13 protein-coding genes are annotated in these 16427 nt (G+C 66.0%); 3 read left to right on the top strand and 10 right to left on the bottom strand.

Annotation, left to right across the window (positions count from 1 at the left end):
* The first annotated feature begins 66 nt into the window (after positions 1–66).
* Positions 67–408, top strand: a complete 342-nt coding sequence (locus NDN01_RS04970) for a hypothetical protein (RefSeq protein WP_272626260.1) — start codon at positions 67–69, stop codon at positions 406–408.
* Here the strand turns inward: NDN01_RS04970 and NDN01_RS04965 are convergent.
* The 3 genes from NDN01_RS04965 to NDN01_RS04955 all read right to left on the bottom strand — a co-directional run bounded on the left by NDN01_RS04965 (position 405) and on the right by NDN01_RS04955 (position 4585).
* Complete coding sequence (locus NDN01_RS04965) at positions 405–1196, bottom strand: ceramidase domain-containing protein (protein ID WP_272626259.1); 792 nt, start codon at positions 1194–1196, stop codon at positions 405–407. The genes NDN01_RS04970 and NDN01_RS04965 overlap by 4 nt on opposite strands.
* Before the next feature lie 63 nt (positions 1197–1259).
* Positions 1260–2117, bottom strand: a complete 858-nt coding sequence (locus tag NDN01_RS04960) for a dienelactone hydrolase family protein (protein ID WP_272626258.1) — start codon at positions 2115–2117, stop codon at positions 1260–1262.
* 86 nt (positions 2118–2203) lie between these two features.
* Entirely contained in the window at positions 2204–4585 is a 2382-nt protein-coding gene (locus NDN01_RS04955) for a membrane-bound PQQ-dependent dehydrogenase, glucose/quinate/shikimate family (RefSeq protein ID WP_272626257.1), read from the bottom strand.
* Between the two features lie 161 nt (positions 4586–4746).
* Between NDN01_RS04955 and NDN01_RS04950 the strand changes: the two genes are divergently transcribed.
* Both NDN01_RS04950 and NDN01_RS04945 read left to right on the top strand, forming a co-directional pair.
* Entirely contained in the window at positions 4747–6144 is a 1398-nt protein-coding gene (locus NDN01_RS04950) for a serine hydrolase domain-containing protein (protein ID WP_272626256.1), read from the top strand.
* On the top strand, positions 6144–7514 hold the full coding sequence (locus NDN01_RS04945) for a leucyl aminopeptidase family protein (protein ID WP_272626255.1): 1371 nt from the start codon (positions 6144–6146) through the stop codon (positions 7512–7514). Before NDN01_RS04950 ends, NDN01_RS04945 begins: the two co-directional genes overlap by 1 nt.
* An 80-nt stretch (positions 7515–7594) precedes the next feature.
* Here NDN01_RS04945 and NDN01_RS04940 read toward each other — a convergent pair whose 3' ends face one another.
* The 7 genes from NDN01_RS04940 to NDN01_RS04910 form a co-directional block, all read right to left on the bottom strand.
* Positions 7595–8224 (bottom strand): DUF4198 domain-containing protein, encoded by a 630-nt coding sequence (locus NDN01_RS04940; RefSeq protein ID WP_272626254.1) that lies wholly within the window; start codon positions 8222–8224, stop codon positions 7595–7597.
* A 32-nt stretch (positions 8225–8256) separates the two neighbouring features.
* Entirely contained in the window at positions 8257–8553 is a 297-nt protein-coding gene (locus NDN01_RS04935; RefSeq protein ID WP_272626253.1) for a DUF3325 domain-containing protein, read from the bottom strand.
* On the bottom strand, positions 8550–10151 hold the full coding sequence (locus NDN01_RS04930) for a PepSY-associated TM helix domain-containing protein (RefSeq protein ID WP_272626252.1): 1602 nt from the start codon (positions 10149–10151) through the stop codon (positions 8550–8552). The genes NDN01_RS04935 and NDN01_RS04930 overlap by 4 nt, the downstream gene beginning before the upstream one ends.
* A complete protein-coding gene (locus NDN01_RS04925) occupies positions 10148–10465 on the bottom strand; it encodes a hypothetical protein (protein WP_272626251.1) in 318 nt (105 codons plus the stop codon). Before NDN01_RS04925 ends, NDN01_RS04930 begins: the two co-directional genes overlap by 4 nt.
* Positions 10462–12696 (bottom strand): TonB-dependent siderophore receptor, encoded by a 2235-nt coding sequence (locus NDN01_RS04920; protein WP_272626250.1) that lies wholly within the window; start codon positions 12694–12696, stop codon positions 10462–10464. Before NDN01_RS04920 ends, NDN01_RS04925 begins: the two co-directional genes overlap by 4 nt.
* A gap of 313 nt (positions 12697–13009) precedes the next feature.
* The gene (locus tag NDN01_RS04915; protein WP_272626249.1) at positions 13010–13393 is read right to left on the bottom strand and encodes a cupredoxin domain-containing protein; all 384 of its coding nucleotides are present in this window, start codon (positions 13391–13393) and stop codon (positions 13010–13012) included.
* A gap of 114 nt (positions 13394–13507) precedes the next feature.
* Positions 13508–16396 (bottom strand): TonB-dependent receptor domain-containing protein, encoded by a 2889-nt coding sequence (locus tag NDN01_RS04910; RefSeq protein ID WP_272626248.1) that lies wholly within the window; start codon positions 16394–16396, stop codon positions 13508–13510.
* Positions 16397–16427 lie beyond the last annotated feature (31 nt).

Genomic DNA, 16427 nt, shown 5'->3' with positions numbered 1-16427 from the left:
GCCGATGCATTGACTGTGTGTTGCCCAAGCAATACACAGAAACCCTGACTCGGGAGGAGGACGGGAATGTTCAAGGCAATGGCCCTCATCGCGACGCTCGCGGCAACCCTCTCCGCCTGTGGCCCCACCCGGTTCGAAGAGCTTGCCTATTCGGTCGATGTCGCCGGGGATCAGCGCGTCGCGCTCTTCACCTGCAGGAAATCGTCGAGTGGCCAATGCGTCTTCCGCTTCGACGGCAACGCCAGCCCAGCAACCGCGACTGTCGCCGTCAACGAAACAGGAGCGGTCAGCGGCGTGGGCCCCGGCACCAGCTATTGCTCGACCTCCGGGGCTGACGGCGCGATGTGCCAGGCCCAGACGCTCCAACTCGGCAAGCAGACGATCCGCCACAGCAAGCGGAGTTCCTAGCTTTCCGCTGCGGGCTGCTCGCTGCGATAATAAGCGAAGGTCAGCCACAGCGCGACCGCGCCGAGCAGGTGCCACGCCGCGTGCCCCTGGATCAGGCTCGACGGCGCGCAGATGAAGCCGTGCTGGTCGAGGTTCCAGATCGCGAAAGCGATCGCATTGACCAGTATGCCCATCAGGTAGAATCGCACCACCACAATCGGCCGGCGCGGCCGCGCGAAGGCGAGCTCGACCACGATCGCGAGGATCAGCAGGACCGCGAACAGCCACCGCCGCGCCTCGGGAAACACAACCAGCAGCTCGACCAGCCCGGCGCACAGAATGGCGTAGAGCAGGATCGCGCGCCTGTCCGGGATGCCAAGCCAGCGGCCCAGCGCGCTCATCAGCAGGAAAGCGCCAACCAGATACATGCCGAGCACGTCGAAGAACTGGCCCCACAGGGTCAGCGTCGCGTGCAGCAGCACTGATCCCAGCCCGACGACGATCGCCGTGATTCCGAATGCGGTCGCCGAGACCGGCGTCATCGCCGAATGCCATCCGGGCCCGCGCGCTAGCAGGATCATCAGGAAACCGGCGAAGACGAAGCCAAGCGACGACCAGCTGTTCGCCGGCTGCAGGACCAGCGCACCGATCCGCGGCATCTCGCAGAAGCATCGCGTCGCCGTACAACTCGCGGGCGCATAGACGCCCCAGCCGGGGCCAAATGCCAGCAGCGGCAAGACGATGCCGAGGGCGGCAAACGCGGTCAGCGCTAGTGCGATCGCCAATTGACGCGGCCCGGTCCGCTGCATCGCCCTCCCTCCGCTCTTTTGCGAAGGCTAGCCCCTATCGCACGCCCCGCCAAGCGCACCGACCTAGGTCAGGTTCGCCTTGTAGAGCTTGAGCAACTCGCCCCAGGCTTTTTCAGCGGCCACTTCGTTATAGGTCTGGCTGCCGGGAACGCACCACCCGTGGTCGGCTGGATAGACTTCCACCGTCGCCGGGCGCCCTGCCGTCTCGAACGCCTTTTTCAGCACGTCCTTGGCCTCGGGCTGGCGCGCATCGTCATTCTGGGCGACGGCGACCAGATAGGCAGCCCTGGTCTTCGCGATCAGCAAATGCGGGCTTGACTGCTCGGCGGTGACCAGCCCGCCGCCATGGAAGCTGCCCACCGCGCCGATGCGGCCCGGCACCGCGGCGGCCGTGCGGAAGGACAGCGGCCCGCCCATGCAATATCCCTGCACGCCCGCCTTCTTCTTTTTGTCGGTTTGCGGCTGGCGGTCGAGAAAGGCGAGATAGGCGGTCGCATCCTTGTCGACGCCCGCATCGGTCATCGCCTGGCGGAAACCCATGACCTTGGCCCGATCCTCCGGCTTATTGAAATCGAACGCACCGTCGACCACCGGCGCCCGCTTGCTGCGATAGAAGGGGTTCGGCACCAGCACGACATAGCCCTCGTTGGACAGCCGGCGCCCCATCTCGCGAAACACCGGGCGCAGGCCCAGGATGTCGGGCCAGATCAGCACGGCCGGCCAGGGCCCCTTGCCCTCGGGATGGAACAGCGCCGCGTCGGCATCCCCATCCGGCGTCTTCAGGGTCACGTCGGTCTCGACGACATTCTCGGCAAAGGCAGAAGTCGCGAGCCCGGCCGCCGCCACGCCAGCCATCACGAATGCCCTGCGGGACAATTCGGAGGTCTCGACCAGTCCCTGATGGATCTCGCTGTCACACATGTCGCTTCTCCCGTTTGAGCCGCGCCATTCGACGGAGGGCGCCTGTCCGTGTCAAGAGGCGTTCCGACCCTATCGGGGGCCCGGCCCTACCCCCGTTGCGGCAGCGCATAGGCGATCACCTGGTCGCCGATCGGCGTCTCCATGAAGTGATGCCCGCCCGTCATGATGACCAGATATTCGCGCCCGCCCTGCTCATAGACCATCGGCGTCGCCTGCCCGCCCGCCGGCAGCACGTCGGACCACAGGGTCTTGCCCGTGCGCAGGTCGATCGCGCGGATCAGATTGTCGGTCGCGGCCGCGACGAACACCAGCCCGCCCGCCGTCACCACCGCGCCGCCATTGTTGGGCGTGCCGATATGGAAGGGCAGCATCGAGGGGATGCCGAACGGCCCGTTGGTCCGCGCGGTGCCGAGCGGCCGGTCCCACAGGGTCTTGCCGGTCGCGATGTCGATCGCGCGGATTCCGCCATAGGGCGGTTGCTTGCACAACAGGCCGGTAAACGGCATCCGCCAGCCGGCATTGACGTTGACCGCATAGGGCGTGTTAGCCTGCGGATCGCCCGCGCCCTCCGCCCCGCCGATCTTGCCGCGCGCCTGGTCGCGCGGCGCCCAGCCGCGCTTGTTCGCCTCGGCGCGCGGCACCAGCCGCACATAATTGGGCATGTCGTTGTAATTGGCGACGATCACCCCGCGCTGCGGATCGACCGCCACGCCGCCCCAGTCGCTGCCGCCATTATAGCCCGGATACTGGATCGACGGTCGATCCGCCTCGGGTGGCGTATAGAAGCCTTTGTAGCTCGCGCGGTGGAACTGGATCCGGCAGATCATCTGGTCGATCGGCGACATGCCCCACATGTCGCGCTCGGTGATGACGGGCTTGCGCAATGTATGCCACAGCGAGACGATCTGCGTGGGCGAGCGCTGTTCCGGCTCGACCCCGCCGCGCGGCACCTGGATCGTGCCGACCGGCGTCAGCGGCTGGCCCGTGCGGCGGTCGAGCACATAGAGATCGCCCTGCTTCGACGGCAACACCAGCGCAGGCGTGCCCTTGTAGTCGATCAGCGTCGCCTGACTGCCCAGGTCGTAGTCCCACACATCCTTCTTCACCGCCTGGAAACGCCAGCGCGGCTTGCCCGTGGTTACGTCGATCGCGACCAGCGAGGTGGCGAAGAAATGCTCCGGCTGCCGGCGCAGGCCCGAATAATAATCGGCAGTCGAATTGCCCATCGGCAAATAGACCAGCCCAAGCTGCTCGTCGCCCGACGCGGTCGTCCACATGTTCGGCGTGCCGCGCGTATAGGTCTGCCCCGCCGGCGGCAGGCCGGTGATGTCAGGTCGCATCATGTCCCACGCCCAGCGCAGCTTGCCGGTCACCGCATCATAGGCCTGGATCACGCCTGACGGTTCCCAGCGATCCTGGCCGTCAAGCACCTGATGGCCGGTGACGATCACGCCGCGCACGATCGTCGGCGCCGAATTGATCGAGACATAGCCCGGCGGCACCGCGCCCATGCCGAGCTTGATGTCGACCTGTCCGCCGGTCCCGAAATCGGCACAGGGCTTGCCGGTCGCCGCATCGAGCGCGAAGATCCGCCCGTCGAGCGTACCCTCGATGATTCGCGCCGCGCAGGCCGATCCGGCCGCCGCGCCCGGCACCGCATAATAGCTCACGCCCCGGCATGCCGCAGTATAGGGGATCGCCTCGTCCGACACCTTGGGATCGAACCGCCAGCGTTCCGTGCCGCTCGATGCATCGAGGGCGATCACCAAGTTCTTGGGCGTGCAGAGATACAGGCTATCGCCGATCTTCAGCGGCGTGGTCTCGGCGCCATAGGTCTTGGCGATCGCCGCGCTCGACGGCATGTCGCCGGTATGCACCAGCCAGGCGCGTTTCAGCTTGCCGACATTGCCGGCGTTGATCTGGGTCAGCGGGGAAAAGCGGCGCGCGCTGTAGGTGCCGCCATAGGCGGGCCAGTCGGGCCCGGTCGCCTGCCCCGAAGGATCGGCGAACCCCGGCGCCTGCGGGGCGGGCAAGGCAGCCACCGCGACATCGTCGCGCAGGCCAAGGACCGCGAACAGCAGTATCGTCGCGGCCAGCACCGCCGCGATGGCGCCCAGCCCGGCACGCCACCGGTTCCGCGCCCTGGACAGAGTCGGCATCGCCGCCAGCACGGCGACCAGCAGCACGACCGGCGCAACGATGCGCGGGACGAGCGCCCAGACATTCGTCCCCGCCTCGCCGAACGCCCACAGAATGGTGAGCGCGACGATCGCGATATAGATCCAGCCACCGAGCAGCCGCTGCCTGAACAACAGCACGCCGGCCGCGATCATCGCGATGCCGGTCACGACATAATAGATCGATCCGCCCAGGATCATCAGCCAGAAGCCGCCGATCGCGAGGACGAGCCCGATCAGCGCGATGACGATACCGACGACGACAGCGGCCCAACTGCGGCGAAGTTGCACGGCAAGTCCCCTTTTCGATGCCCCGAAAGACATTCAACCGGCGAGGCTGGTCCATGTTCCCATGAAAGATTCGTCATGCCCACCCTCTTTCCTTTGGCCGTCGAAGATGAAAAGACAGCAGCCCCGCCCCTTGCCCGCCTCTTGATGGTGACCAACTCACGATGCTGATCCGTTCGACGTTGACGATAGTTGCGCTGTTCGCTGCAACACCGGCCTTATCCCAGGCGCTCACGGCGGAGGAACACACTCAGGTCGACCGGATCGTCACCGAGACACTGGCCGCCACCGACGTGCCTTCCGCCTCCATCGCTGTGGTGCGCGGCGGCGAGATCGTCTTCGCCAGGGCCTATGGCAAGCAGGCCGAGCACATGCCGGTCGCGCGCGAGGAAGCGCCCTACCAGATCGCCTCCGTCTCGAAACAGTTCACCGCTGCCGCGATCCTGCTGCTCGCCGAGGACGGCAAGCTCAGCCTCGACGACAAGGTCGCCAGATACATTCCCGACATCACCGACGGCGACAAGATCAGCATCAGGCAATTGCTCAGCCACACGTCGGGCCTGCAGGATTACTGGCCGCAGGATTACAGCTTCAAGGCGATGGCCACCCCCGTCACGCCCCAGGGTATCGTCGATCGCTGGGCGAAGAAGCCGCTCGATTTCACGCCCGGCACCCAGTGGCAATATTCGAACACGGGCTATGTGGTCGCCGGCATGATCGTCGAGAAGGTCGCCGGCATCCCGCTGCTCGACTTCCTCAAGCTGCGGGTTTTCGCCCCGCTCGGCATCACCGCCTATGATCAGGATCTCGCGGTCGGCAAGGGCTTCCCCCAGGGCTATGGCCGCGCCGCGATGGGCCCGCTGCGCGTCGCCACCCCGGCCGCGCGTGGCTGGCTGTTCGCCGCTGGCGAACTGGCGATGAGCGCGCGCGACCTTGCCAAATGGGATGTCGCCCGGCTCAATCGCAAGATTCTCAATCCGGAGGACTGGATGCTGCAGGAGACCCCGGTGAAGCTCGCCGACGGCACCTCGACCGGCTATGGCCTGGGCGTCTCGATCGGCGCCGCCAATGGCCGCCGTTATATCGAGCATACCGGCGAGGCGGTCGGTTTCCTTTCCTACAATATCGTCTTCCCGGACGAGCGCGCCGCGATCGTCGTGCTCACCAACAGCTGGTCGAGCGATGCCTTCGTCACGATCGGCCAGGGCCTGGCGCGCACCCTGCTGCCCGCGCCACCGCCTGCCGACCTTGCCGACAGCCCGGCACTCGCCAGGGCACGGCTGGTGTTCGGCCAGCTTCGCACCGGCACGCTTGATCGCTCCCTGCTGACCGAGAACGCCAATTATTATTTCACGCCGGTCACCCTCACTGATTTCAGGACCAGCCTGGCACCGCTCGGCGATCCGGTGACGTTCGCCCAGACCGGTACCGCCCGGCTGCGCGGCGGTTTCATCGGCCGCAGCTTCCGGGTCACCTATGGCACCAGGGTGCTGGCGATCAGCACCTATGCCGACCGAAGCGGCAAGATCGAACAATTCCTCGTCGCGCCGGCGAAACGCTGATGAGCGCCACCCTGCTCCAGCCCGATCGCGGCCAGCCTGCCCGTTCGATCGACATCGTCGAGACCGCCGGCTTCGAGGCGTGGCTCAACGCCCAGCCCCAGCGCATCCGCGCGGCGGTTTCAGCGCAGAAGCTCACCGGCAAGGCAGGTGGCAGCGCAATCCTGCCCGGCGACACCGATGACTGGTCGGTCGTGCTGATCGTCGAGAAAAGCGACCTCGGCGCCTGGGATCTTGCCCGGCTGGCGGAAACCCTTCCCGAAGGCAGCTATCGCCCCTCGCGCGAGGCCGGGGCGTCGATGCTCGGCTGGATGCTCGGCCAGTATCGCTTCGACCGCTATCGCAAGCCCGAGGGCGACGGCCCGCGTGTGCTGCTGTCGGGGCAGCCGGCACTGATCGAAGAGACGGTCCGGATCGCCGCCGCCACCACGAAGGTACGCGATCTGGTCAATACCGGCGCATCGGATTTCGGCCCCGCCGAACTGGAGGCGGAAGTCTCCGCGCTCGCCGAGGCGCATGGTGCCACGCTCAACGTCACGCGGGGCGAGGCGCTGGTAAAGGGCTATCCGATGGTCCATGCGGTCGGCCAGGCCGCCGCCAAGGGCCGCGAGCCGCGCCTGATCGAGCTCGAATGGGGCGATCCGAAGAACCCCCGCATTGCGCTGGTCGGCAAGGGCGTGTGCTTCGATTCCGGCGGGCTCGACATCAAGCCCAGCGCCGGCATGCGGCTGATGAAGAAGGACATGGGCGGGGCCGCGCACGCGCTGGCGCTGGCCGGGCTGGTTATGGCGGCGCGGCTCAAGGTGCGGCTCCATCTGCTGATCCCCGCGGTCGAGAATGCCGTCGCGGGCAACGCCTTCAGGCCCGGCGACGTGCTCAGGACTCGCAAGGGCCTGACGGTCGAGAACACCAATACCGACGCCGAAGGACGCCTGATCCTGGGGGACGCGCTCACCCGTGCGGGCGAGGAGAAGCCGACGCTGATCGTCGATTTCGCGACGCTCACCGGCGCGGCCCGGGTCGCGGTCGGCCCGGATCTGCCCGCCACCTTCGTGAATGACGAGCCGCTGGCCGGGGCGCTGTTCGCCGCCGCGGGCGAGGTGGACGACCCGCTTTGGCGCATGCCCCTGTGGGACGGTTATGACGAGATGCTGAAGTCGGACATTGCCGACATGATCAACGCGGCCGACAGCGGCTTTGCCGGTGCCGTGACGGCTGCCTTGTTCCTCCGGCGTTTCGTGCCGGAAGGCACACCCTGGGCTCATCTCGACACCTTTGCCTGGCGCCCCGCCAGCAAGCCGGGCCGTCCCAAGGGCGGCGACGCGCTCGGCCTGCGCGCCGCCTGGGCAATGCTGAAGGCGCGCTATAGCTAGAGCATCTTCTCCGCCTTCCCCGGCAGGCGTCGGGGAGGCGGAGACGGCGAGGCTCAACCCGCCTCGTCCGAGTCCCCTGCTCAGGGTGCGACGAACGTCGTCGTCGCGATTCGGTGCACTGTCGAAACCGTCCCGCCGGCGATGGTCGCCGGCCCTGCATCCTTGATGGACGCGGCCAACAGATAGCGCCCCCGTTCGCGCATCGGGACGACGGCTTGTCCGTTAGCGTCGGTCGTCACGCCCTTGGACCATTTGTCCGGGCTGACGATCGTGATCGCAACGCCGGCGAGCGGCTTGCCGTCGCGGACGAGCGCGAAGCGGGTCCCGCCGGGCGTCACGGGAATGATCTCCAGCGGCATTTTCGCGATCGCCTCGCTGCGCCCGGCGCGCGCATAGTAGACGACCCCCTCTTTCTTGTCGTCAGGTCCCCACGGATCGAAGACATCGTCGTCCCACGCCCGCACATCGCCAGCCGGCACTGCCACCTCGATAAAGCCCTCCTTGCGGACAGGCCTGACATCCGCGCCCGACAGCAGGCGCGGCGCCTTGAGCTTGGCGAATTCCGGATCGCCGCCTGGTGGAAGCATCTCGGCCGGCTCGCCAAGGTAAATCCGCGCCGGACCGTTTCCGTCGCGTTCGATCCACACTTCATGCGCCTGCGCCACGCCCGAAAAACCCAGCATCAGGGCGAATAATATTGTCTTTCTCATCTTCATCCTCCTTGTGATCGAATGACGGGCCATCACCGCGCGCGAGGCCCGGTATCGCCCCGGGACTTCGGCATCAGGTTCATCGTCAGGAAAACGATGCCCGCGCCGAGCATCGTCAGCCCGATCCACAGGATCGGACCGAACACCCAGCCGCTCGCCGCGATCGCCGGTGGAAAGCCGGCGGCGAGGGCGATCCACGCACCTGCACGGAGGCGTCGCTTCGCCCGCGGCGAAGGGCGCGTGCCGATGAAACGGCGATGATGCTCATCAGTGACCAGGCCGAACAACGTAAAGGCAAGGATCGTGCACAGGGCGGCAAGGACACTCATTCGGCGGGCTCCAGCACTGGATGCGACGGATGTGATTCCACCGGACGGGCAGCGCCCGCCCTTGGCCGGCGCACCGCGGGACGGTAGCGGGCGACACGCCGCGCGATCGCGATGAATCCGCCAGCGAAGACGAGCAGCATCGCATCGATTCCGGCTAGCATCATATCGCCCGACATGATCGAGGCCGGCAGCCCGCGTCCGGTGGCGAGGATATTATAGACCGGCAGCATGCCGAGCAGCACGCCCGTCGTGCCGAACAGCAGGACCCAACTCGTCGGCGGTCGCCGCAGGACCGCCAGCACCGAGGCGCCCGCCCAGACAATGAACAGCGCATTGACTTCCCATTCAGCGCGCCCGGCAAGCCCGACAGGCAGCAGCCGGTTCGCCCAGAACATGCAGGCGATTCCGAGCGGGAATCCACCGATCACCGCGACATTCAGCCGCTCGACGATCCGAAAGCCGAGATGCGGCCGCTGCGGATCGGCCAGCTTCTCCCGACGCTTGACGGTCCACAGGACGAGGCCGCTCGCGACCATCACCGCCCCGGCAATACCGCACAGGAAGTAGATGAAGCGAAGGCCGGTATCGGCATATCGCCCGGTGTGGAGACCGATCATGGCGCCAGCGGTCACGGCCGCCCCGCCGGGCTGCGGCGCCCGCCAGATGAGCCTGCCGCTGGTACCTTCATAGGTCAGGCGCGGTGTGCGTGACGACAGCATCGACGCCGGGCTCCGGCTCACCGTGACCCGTGCCGCGGCGTCGCCCGGCATGTTCACCTCGATGAAACCCGCCGGACCGCCAAACCGGCGCTCCGCATCTTTCGCGATCATGGTGAGATCGGCGAGCGGCACGCGCCGGCCGGTTCGCTCGACGGCCCCGGCCTCCGGGAAAAGGGCCTCGAACATCTTCGCCTGGTCGCTGTAATTGGCGACGACCGCCCAGGGCATCAGCATCGCCATCAGCGTGACTAGGCCGGTATAGGTGATCATCAGGTGGAACGGCAACGCGAGCACCGCCGACGCATTATGACCGTCAAGCCATGATCGCTGCCCCTTGGCGCGCCGAAGCGTGAAGAAGTCGCGGAAGATCTTCTTGTGAGTCACGATCCCGCTCAGGATCGCCACCAGCATCATCATCGTCGCGAAACCGACCAGCCAGCGTGCCCAGATCACTGGCATGTAGTGAAGGTCGAAATGGAAACGATAGAAGAACTCGCCACCGCGCGTCTCGCGGGCGACAGCCGGCTGCCCGTCAGCGCCGATCAGCGCCTGGTTGTTCCGCCGCCCGCGGCGACGCTGGCCTTCACCCTTCTTCTGCTGGGGCTGCCAGAACAGGTCGGCACCCGGCGAACGCTCGTTCGCCACGGTGATGAACCAGCTTTCCGCATCGGGCGCCTTGCGTTCGAGGAAACGCTGCGCACCGGCAAGGACCCGCATCGGCTGTTCGACCCGCGCCAGTTCCGGGCGCATCCAGCGGTTCATCCCCTCGCGCCAGAAGGCGATCGTGCCGGCGACGAACACCAGGAACAACACCCAGCCGAGCAGCATCCCGGACCAGGTGTGGAGGAACGCCTGCGATTGACGGAACCCCTTGCTCATAGCCGCCCCGTCAGGTCGATCGAGACCCATGTGATCGCCCCCGCGACCGCCCCTATGACGGCCAGCGTCCAGACCGCCCGCCAGCCGCTGCGCGCGGCGAATGCCCAGATCGCGGCGAAGGCGCACAGCGCGAACGCGACAAGCGTCGCGATGATCGTGGCTTCGGATCGATCGCCGGGCAACAACCGCGCGAGCGCCATCGCCCACAGGCTCCCTACCGCATAACCGAGGGGAATGGCCGCGATGACGCGCAACAGCACGTCACCGCGCCGCCGCCACCCGCCCCCACGCTCGATACGACCGGCGCCGCTCACTGGAACGTGTATCGCGCGGTGGCGAACACGGTGCGCGGGCTGCCGTAATAATTGCCGCGCCCGGTCGACGAGATTCGCGCGTAATAGTTGCGGTCGAGCACATTGTTGACGTTGACCGAAACGGCAAGCTGCTCGGTCAGCTTGTACCCGGCGCGCAGGTCGAGCACGGCATAGCTGCCCTGCCTGACGATCGACGATCGGGTGAGCACCGAGCCGTCTGCCCTGAACACCGCCGGATTGCCACTGAAGGTCGAACTGAACCAGGTCACCCCGCCCCCAATGCTCGCCCCTGCCAGAGGCCCGTCCTTGGGAGCATAGTTGGTGAACAGCTTCGCCATGTGCGCGGGGATGACGGGCAGCAGCGACAGGCCCTCGAACACCGGGTTCGCGTCCTTGAGATATTTGGTGCGCGTGAAGCTGTAGCCGCCATTGATCCGCCAGCCGGGCAGGATCTCCCCGCTCGCCTCCGCCTCGATCCCGCGTGCGCGCACTTTTCCGATCTGGAGGACGATGTCAGCCAGATTGGGGTCGTTGAACAGGCGGTTGGTCTGGGTGATCTGATAGGCGGCGAGCGACAGGAGCAGCCTGTCCTTCATCAGCGACAGCTTGGTGCCCGCTTCGAACTGGTTGCCGATCAGCGGGTCGATCTGCTGGCCGTCGGGCCGACGGCGCCCCGCCGGGGCGGCCTGCGGCGTGAAGCTGTCGGCATAGCTGCCATAGACGTTCCACTTGGACGTGACGTCCCACACCAGCCCGGCATAAGGCGTGAAACGATTGTCGACACCATAGCTTGTCGGGGGCGGCAGCGTGGCCTGCATCGACACCAATGTCCTGCCGTGGCTGTCCCACCAGGTCAGCCGTCCGCCGCCCACCAGCGTCAGCCCGGCAAGGGGGCTGAGGCGGACCTGGCCGTAAAGGCCATATTGCTCGATCTGGGTCCGCGTGCCGCCGTAATTCTGCGTCACGGGCCCGGCGGGGCCGGGATAGGCGGGCGACGGGTCATAGGGGTTCAGCGCCGGCTCGGCCGGCGAGACCGGGTTGAACACGTTGATCGTCGCGTAGTTCGACAGTCGCGTATAATAGGAATCATAGGACTGCGCCTGATAGTCGGCACCCAGGATCAGCGTCTGGTCACGGCCGAACAGCGGGAAGCTGCCGATACCGTTGACATCGAATGACCGCGTGGTCTGGAAGCTGTCGCCGCGATAGGCGATGTGGCTGGTCGTGCCGCCATTGGCCGGGGTGACCGGCTGGTTGCCGATATAGCTGTAGATGTCGATTCGATCGACGCCGGTGGCAAGGCCGGTCGCGCGCAGCGTCCAGCGGTCGCTCACCCGGTGGACCACTTCGACGAAGCCCTGCCAGCTTTCCGAACGGAAGCGGTTCCAGTCGGCACCGAGATAGGTCGACCGGTCGATCTTCAGCAACTGCCCGTCGCTGCCATCGGCACCGCCGATCAGGCCCGGCAGCCCCGACTGGATCGCCGGCTTGAACCGGTCGTAATTGCCGCCGACAGTCACCGTCGTGCGGTCGCCGATCTCGATCGACCCGACCGCGAAGGCGCCGACTCGATTGCGGTGTGCGACCTTGAAGAACTGATCCTGGTCCTGAAACATCGCGCCGACGCGCAGGCCGGCCCGGTCGCCGAGCGGCGTCGATGCATCCAGTTCAAGCCGGACATTGCTGTAGCTGCCGCCGCCTGCCGACGCCTGCACGCGCACCGCGTCGAGCGGCCTTTTGCGGACCAGGTTGATGCTGCCGGCCGGGTTGCCCGATCCGCTGAACAGGCCGGCCGGGCCACGCAGCACCTCCAGCCGATCGTAGAAGAACAGGTCCGGCACAACGGCGGGAAAGCCGAACGCCATCGTCGGCACGCCATCGACCAAATAATTGCTGATCGCGAAGCCGCGCGAGAGGAAGGAGGGATCCTCGCTGCCCACGCCATTCACGGTAATGCCGTTCGTCACGGTAAGCGCGTCTTCGAGGGTAAAGAGGTTCTGCGCCTCGATCTGGTCCCGCTCGATCACCGTAACGGTGTTCGGCACATCCTTGAGCGGAGTCACCGTCTTGCCGACTTCCCGGCCATAGCTCTTGCCGAAAACGACGACGTCGCCTTCGCGCTGGCCCGCCTCGTCCTCCGACGTCGCACCGCTCGTCTCTTCATTTGCCAGCGCGGGGGCCGCACCGCCGGTCAATGTGCAGCCGGCAAGCAGGAGGCTGAAGAAACGCATGGCAAGATCCCTTTTATGATTCGCCGCGCCCCGATAGCCGAAGACTAATGCGAGTCACTAGCATTATCATTTAATAGCGATGATGCGCCGGGTAGCTGACACCGTCGGGACCGACGTCGCACCGATGGCTGCGTGGACGATCACCGCGAACGGGAGGCGAATTTTGGGGTTGTTCTCGACCAGCCCTGGCCGCCATGCCTTTGGATGCGGCGCGGCGGGCTCTTGGGCGTCGGAACGGTCACTACGGCGACGGAATTGCCAAAAGCGCCATCTCGTCAGCGCGCCGAAATTGCCGTTGACGGGCTACCCGCGCTTATTCGACCACGATCTTTCCGGTCATCCCGAAGGTCGAATGCATGAAGTGCGAGCAATGCACGTCATAGGTTCCGGGCGCCGGTGCGGTCAGGCGCAGGTCGGCCGTCTGGCCACCACGCAGTTCGATCTCGCCCCCGGCGACGACGGCGCGATCCCGCGCTTCCATCGATGCGGCATCGAAGAACGCCTTGGCCGAGAAATCATGACCGCCCTTTGCCGTGTTGACGAAGTGCAGGACATAAGGTTGGCCATGCCGCAGCGTGATGGTCGACGGCGTGAACTTGAAGTTCGACAGGTCGATCTCGATCCGCTCGGGCGATTGCGCCGCGGCGGGGGCAGCGAGAACCAGTAACGCCAGGGCTGTCGGGACGACGCGGGTCATTTCATGCCTTTCCGTACCGCCCCCCTCAGAGAGCGACGATACGCCCTATCCCGGCGCGCAGAAAGGCCGAAAGGGCCGGCGCTGGTCGGCGCCGGCCCGCTTCTTCATTAAGCCCTACATCTTGTAGGACAGCCGGGCGTACCCGAACTGGCCCGGCACGTCATAGGTCGTCGGATCGTAGTTTGGCCCGGTGCAGCTCGTGCAACCCGGCGGGTCCTGGTTGAAGACATTGTTGACGCCGAGCGTCAGGGTGACCCGGTCCTTCATGAAGGACGGGGTGTAGCTGACCTGGACATCGCCATAGAGCCGGCTGCCGAGCCGGCTGCCGTCCGCTTCGACGACGCTCTTGATGTAGCGGCCGGTGAAGGACGCGCCAAAAGCACCGAACTGCCAGTCGACCACGCCATTGCCCTTGAATTCGGGATAGGACTGGTCAGGGAAGCCCCGGGTCTTGCCGCGATAATCCGTCGTGGTGAAGCCGACCGCGGCCGGGAAGGTCTCGGTATATTTGAGCAGGAAATTGCCGTTGAGCGACAGGCCGAAGCTGCCCGCGCCGGTCTGCGGCGTACGGTAATTGGCGGTCACGTCGATGCCGCGGGTGCGGATACCGCCGATATTCTGCAACTGGGCGTTGATCCGCGAGATCAGGCCACTCGGCGTGCGCTTGATCGCGGCGCAACTCAGCGCGTCGGCGCTCAGGGCGCAGCGGCTGAGCGTCAGTTGCGCGTCGACCGGCGCGATCGCGTTCTCGACCTTGATGTCGTAATAATTCACCTCGACGCTCAGGCTGCTGGCAAAGCCGCTATTACGCGCCCAGGCCGGCGAATAGACGCCGCCGAACAACCAGGTCCGCGACGTTTCCGGCCTCAACGCCTGGTTGCCGCCGGTCAGCACGCCCAACTGCCCGCCGGTCGGCTCCTGGTAACTGCCGTTCGCCGGCACGCCGTTCGCGGTACAATTGGCCCGCACCGTGGCCGATGACTGATAAGGCGATCCCGGCACGTTGGTGCACGGGTCGTCGATCGGCGCGTCGGAGCGGGATTCGGCACCGAACAGTTCGCCGATGCTCGGCGCCCGGAAACCCTGCGCATAGGATCCCCGCAGCAGCAGGTCCTTCACCGGCTTCCACAGCCCGCTCGCGGTATAGGTGGTGTTGCTGCCGCCGGGCGCGAAGTTCGAATGGCGCACCGCGCCATCAAATTCGAGCGACTGGAAGAACGGCACGTCCTTCAGGATCGGCACGCGCAGCTCGGCATAGAATTCGTCCGAATTATAGCTGCCATGTGCCGGCTGTGCCGGGATGTCCGCGCCGAGCCCGGCGGTGATGATGGGGTCCGGCGTGAAATCGCCCACCTGGTACCGATGCTCATAGCCGACCGCGATACCGACCGGCCCGGCCGGCAGGTCGAACAGTTCGCCGCTCAGGTTCGCGGTGTAATCGTTGACGCTCTGCGAGCTGCGATCAAGCTCGGTGAAGCCGACGAACGCCAGCATCGCCGGGGTGACCGATCCGGCGCCGCCGAAGATGTTGAACGGCACGCACGCGCCGGTGCAGTTCGCCACCGGCCCAAGCGCCTGTGCCAGCTTCGCCGCGTTGATGTTGCCGGTGAAGGTCTGCTTGGCATCGTTGAAGCCGAACACGGCGTTCACGTCCCAGTAGAATTTGTGGCTACCCACGTTGAAGGACCCGTCGAGCGTGCCGGTGACGGTCATTGTCTCGACATGCTGAGTATAGGTGCGCTGCCCGGCCTCGATCAGGCGCCTGCGCACCGTTGAATAATTGGCGGGCGGATTGCCGGCGCCGCCGGCGGACAAGGTATAGCCGAACGGGTTGTACGGGTTGGTCGCGTCGATCGAGATCGTATCGAGCAGGTTGCCGTTCCCCGCGTCGGGGCCGACGAACAGCGGCAGGAACGCAGCCTGGTTCTGCGAATTGCGCTTCATATAGTTCATCTTGACGCGAAGGTTGATGCTGTCGGTCAGTTCCTGTTTCGCGCTGACGAAGAAGCCGTACCGTTCCGATGGTGTCAGGAAATAATTATAGGGAGAGAAGTTGAAGCGGTCGGCGGTGGTCAGCAGCCGGAAATCGCTGTTCGGCCCGGTCGGGTTCAGCGGGTCGAAGCGCGGGCGACCGGTGATCGGCGGATTCTTCGGGGTGTAGACGGGACCGCCGCCGACAAGCTGGATGAAGCCGTTGAGCGTCGCGCTGCTGCACCCGCCGATCGGGTCGGTGCAGCTCGTCTGGCCCGGGTTCGGGAATTGCGAGATGCTGCGATCCCGCGTGCTGACCGCTTCCTGCTTCACATAGCTGCCGCCAAACACGACATGGGTGGTCGGCCCGTTGATGCCGTAGCTGATATTATAGTCCTGGGTATGGCCGTCGCCCTGCCGGAACGTGCCGAACTGTGCTGATGCCTGCAGACCCTGTTGCTGCGATTTCGTGATGATGTTGACCACGCCCGCCAGCGCATCCGATCCGTAGAGCGGCGACTGGCCTGACTGGAGCACCTCGATCCGGTCGATCGAGCTCACCGCAATGGTGTTGAGGTCGACCGTCGAGGGAATGCCGCTGGCCGAGGCGCCGTTGACGTAGCGAAGGCCGTCGACAAGCACGAGCGTGCGCTTGGCGGTGAGATACCGCAGGTCGATTTCCGCCGACCCGGCGCCAACGCCGCCGCCATCGGGCGGATTGCCGATATTGCCGCTGTTGTTGACCTTGCTGTTCAGGCCGCCGCTCGCGCTCGGCAGGCGTTGCAGCACATCGGCGACGGATGACAGGCCGGTGCGCGCCAGCGAGGTCTGATCGACGGTGATGACCGGCGAGTCCTGCTCAAGCGGATCGCGGCGGATGCGCGATCCCGTCACGATGATGTCGCCGCCATCCGCTTCGGCCTGCTGCGTGGCGGGCGCGCCGCTCGTCACCGACTGCGCCAGCGCACCCGAGGGAAAAGGAACCAGTACGGCCATCACCACGCCACACCGCAACATCGTCTTGAGTGTCATTTCGTGTCTCCCCATTGCCATGCACGAGGCT

Source organism: Sphingomonas sp. QA11, from assembly GCF_028473665.1.
Taxonomy (GTDB): domain Bacteria; phylum Pseudomonadota; class Alphaproteobacteria; order Sphingomonadales; family Sphingomonadaceae; genus Sphingomonas; species Sphingomonas phytovorans.
This window is presented reverse-complemented; position numbering and strand designations above follow the sequence as displayed.